This is a genomic window from Novosphingobium sp. B-7 (assembly GCF_000410615.1).
GTDB lineage: Bacteria > Pseudomonadota > Alphaproteobacteria > Sphingomonadales > Sphingomonadaceae > Novosphingobium > Novosphingobium capsulatum.
On the sequence record NZ_APCQ01000127.1, the window covers coordinates 1 to 3,185 of the forward strand.

5 protein-coding genes are annotated in these 3,185 nt (G+C 64.7%); 4 read left to right on the forward strand and 1 reads right to left on the reverse strand.

Annotated features, from left to right (window positions below):
* Positions 1 to 170 precede the first annotated feature (170 nt).
* The 4 genes from H926_RS0101360 (at position 171) to H926_RS0101375 (ending at position 2,788) form a co-directional block, all read left to right on the forward strand.
* Positions 171 to 635, forward strand: a complete 465-nt coding sequence (locus H926_RS0101360) for a GNAT family N-acetyltransferase (RefSeq protein ID WP_022674703.1) — start codon at positions 171 to 173, stop codon at positions 633 to 635.
* Between the two features lie 175 nt (positions 636 to 810).
* The gene (locus H926_RS0101365; protein WP_022674704.1) at positions 811 to 1,266 is read left to right on the forward strand and encodes a MucR family transcriptional regulator; all 456 of its coding nucleotides are present in this window, start codon (positions 811 to 813) and stop codon (positions 1,264 to 1,266) included.
* A gap of 236 nt (positions 1,267 to 1,502) precedes the next feature.
* Complete coding sequence (locus H926_RS0101370) at positions 1,503 to 1,925, forward strand: Fur family transcriptional regulator (protein ID WP_022674705.1); 423 nt, start codon at positions 1,503 to 1,505, stop codon at positions 1,923 to 1,925.
* A gap of 8 nt (positions 1,926 to 1,933) precedes the next feature.
* On the forward strand, positions 1,934 to 2,788 hold the full coding sequence (locus tag H926_RS0101375; protein WP_022674706.1) for a 1-acyl-sn-glycerol-3-phosphate acyltransferase: 855 nt from the start codon (positions 1,934 to 1,936) through the stop codon (positions 2,786 to 2,788).
* Here the strand turns inward: H926_RS0101375 and gspM are convergent.
* The coding region (gene gspM / locus H926_RS0101380) for a type II secretion system protein GspM (RefSeq protein WP_022674707.1) at positions 2,785 to 3,185 on the reverse strand (401 nt) is incomplete at its 5' end. The genes H926_RS0101375 and gspM overlap by 4 nt on opposite strands.

Genomic DNA, 3,185 nt, shown 5'->3' on the forward strand with positions numbered 1-3,185 from the left:
GCCTGCGCCGCCGCGCGGCCAGATGGGCACGCCCCCGTGCAGGTCTGCCCGCTGTGGCCCGATGCCCGCAGCGCCCATCTGCTCGATTCATCAGCCCTTACCGATGGCGCCGCGCCTGCCTATGGCCGCGCGCCGGACGCCCGGTTGCCGGGCGGCGCCTTGCCGGCGTGATGGAGCAGATCGAGGATCTCGACCGCATCATGGCCGTGATGACCACGGCCTTTCCGCCCGACTATGGCGAAGCCTGGAACCGCCGCCAGGTGGGCGACGCGCTGCTGATCGGGCGCACCCGCTATGGCCTGATCGGTGCCGATGGCGGCGAGCATCCCCAAGACCTCGCCTCGACTGCCGGATTCTTCTTGTCGCGCAGTATATTCGACGAAGAAGAACTGCTGCTCTTCGCTGTTGCACCGCAATATCGGCGGCAGGGTCTGGGCGACTCGCTGCTGGCACGATTCATCGCCCAGGCGCGCAGTTTTGGCATGGGCCGGTTGTTTCTGGAGATGCGCGAAGGCAATCCTGCCGGGAACCTCTACCGCAAACACGGATTCCAACCCATTGGAATTAGGCCCGGTTACTATCGCAGCACCACTGGCGAAAGGATTGCGGCAATTAGCCAGGAACTTAAACTGTGATTTGAAATTCCGGCAAATCAGCTGTTTATGAAATTTCGGTCATTTTATCGAATACCGCATCTTCCCGCGGTTGTTTATCGAATATAAAAGCGTATAGACAACCGACGCTCCCGACAAAGCGGGATGTCGTCTAAAAACGTGTCGCACAGCAACATAGAACGAAAGCCGGATCGCAATGAGTGATATCGAAAACGATATGCGTGAAACCCTGATCACGCTGACGTCGGACATCGTGGCCGCCCACGTGAGCAACAACAGCGTTGCGGTGGGTGATCTTCCGGTGCTCATTTCCAATGTCTATTCGGCGCTCGCCGGGCTCAAGCCGTCTGAACCGGTCGCTGAACCCGCGCCCGAACCGGCAGTATCGATCCGCGCTTCGGTCAAGAATGACCACATCGTTTGCCTGGAAGACGGCAAGAAGCTCAAGATGCTCAAGCGCCATCTTGCCACCCGCTACAACATGACGCCCGAACAGTATCGCGCACGCTGGAACCTGCCGGCCGACTATCCGATGGTCGCCCCGGCCTATGCCGAAAAGCGCCGTGAACTGGCCAAGAAGATCGGCCTGGGCCGCAAGCCCGCCGCTGCCCCCGCCAAGCGCGGTCGCGGCAAGGCTGCCGCATCGGCCTGATCAGGCGCGCTGGCGCACAGGGAGCAATCCCGGCGCGCCGCACCTGCATATTCGGCCCGGCAGGCGCTATGCTTGCCGGGCCTTTGCATGCCCGATCGGCGTGATGCCGTGGGCCTTGGCCCGGTCATCCACAGCGCCGTAGCCTCCCCGTGGGGTTTCGCCGCGTCTGGCCGGTTAACAAGCCACGCCAATTCGCCTATATTGGGCACTGACCTTTCCAGAATGACGAGAACAGCGTGCACCGAGTGATCGATCTCGAAGCCCTTTGCGCCGAACGCGGCCTGCGGATTACCGACCAGCGCCGCGTGATTGCGCAAGTGCTGTCGGAAAGCAGCGACCACCCCGACGTGGAAAAGTTGCACGAACGCGCCGCCGCGCGCGACCCGCGCATCTCGATTGCCACGGTCTATCGCACCGTGCGCCTGTTCGAGGAGGCCGGCATCCTCGATCGCCACGATTTCGGCGATGGCCGCGCCCGCTATGAAGCCACGCCCGAAGCGCACCACGACCACCTGATCGACGTGGAAACCGGGCGAGTGATCGAATTCGTCGATCCCGAACTCGAACAGCTGCAGCGCCAGATTGCGGAAAAGCTGGGCTATCGCCTGGTCGATCACCGCATGGAACTCTACGGCGTCAAGCTCGGCCGGGAAAGCTGATCTAGGCTATGGCTAGCCAGCGCAGCGTCGGCCCAGAGCGCGATGCCCCGATCAGCCTGCTGGGCAAGTTCCGCGTGTTCTGGCGCGCACTGGGCATTCTGCTCGCCCTGCTGATCTGCGTGCCGCTGCACTATGTGTGGCGCACGGTGCACTATGGCTCACCGCTGCCGCGCGTATTCCTTTATCTGGCGGCACGCCTGTGTGGCGCGCGCGTGCGGGTTCACGGCACGCCGCTGCGTCGCGAAGTGTTCTACATCAGCAACCACCTGTCGTGGGTGGATATTCTGGCCCTCGGCGGCGCCAGCGGCACGGCCTTTGTGTCCAAGTCTGAAATCGGCCAGGCGCCGGTGGTGGGCTGGCTGTCCCGGCTAAACCGCACGGTCTTCGTCAGCCGCGAAGATCGGCTGGGCGTGGCCGACCAGATCAACCGCCTGCGCGAGGCATTGGCCGACAACTGGGCCATCACCGTCTTTCCCGAAGGCACCACCACCGACGGTCAGTCGCTGCTGCCGTTCAAGACATCGATGCTGCGCGTGCTCGAACCTCCGCCACCGGGCGTGCTGGTGCAGCCGGTCGTGCTCGATTACGGCGCCGTGGCGGAATGGATCGGCTGGATCGGCACAGAAGGCGGCATCGCCAATGCCTTGCGCATCCTCGCGCGGCGCGGTTCGTTCCGGCTCGACATCCACTTCCTCGATCCGTTCGATCCGCGCGATTGCCCTGGCCGCAAGGCCATCGCCGCGCAGGCCCGCAACCGCATCGTGCCGGCGATGGAACGCAACCTCGGCAAGCCGCTGCGCCCGTTCCACCTCGACGTGCCGCAAGTGGGCTATACCCGCAGCAAGGAAGACCGCGCCGCCTAGGGCGCAACTATCACGCGTACGTCCACGCTCACGCCGCCTTCGGGCAATGGTGCAAGCGTGATCTGCTGCACGATCAGGCCCTGCCCGCGCAGGGATTCCAGCCAGCCGAGCACCGCACTGCTCGATCCCTGACCGACCAGCCGCACCGATGACCCCTGCGCCTCTGCCGGGGCGAGGCTGACCCCGCCCTGCCCCGCCAGAGCCACCACGCGGCCAGGATCGATCTGGGTTGGCGCGCCCGCGCCGTCGTCCAGATCGGCAAGCCGGCGCAGCAGGTGCGCGCTGCGTTGCGCGGTTGCCTGATACTGCGCGCGGGCCGTCTGCCAGGCCTGGGCCAGTGGTACCAGCACGCCCTGCGCCAGGGCGAGAGCCATGGCCAGGCCAACCGCCAGGCTGA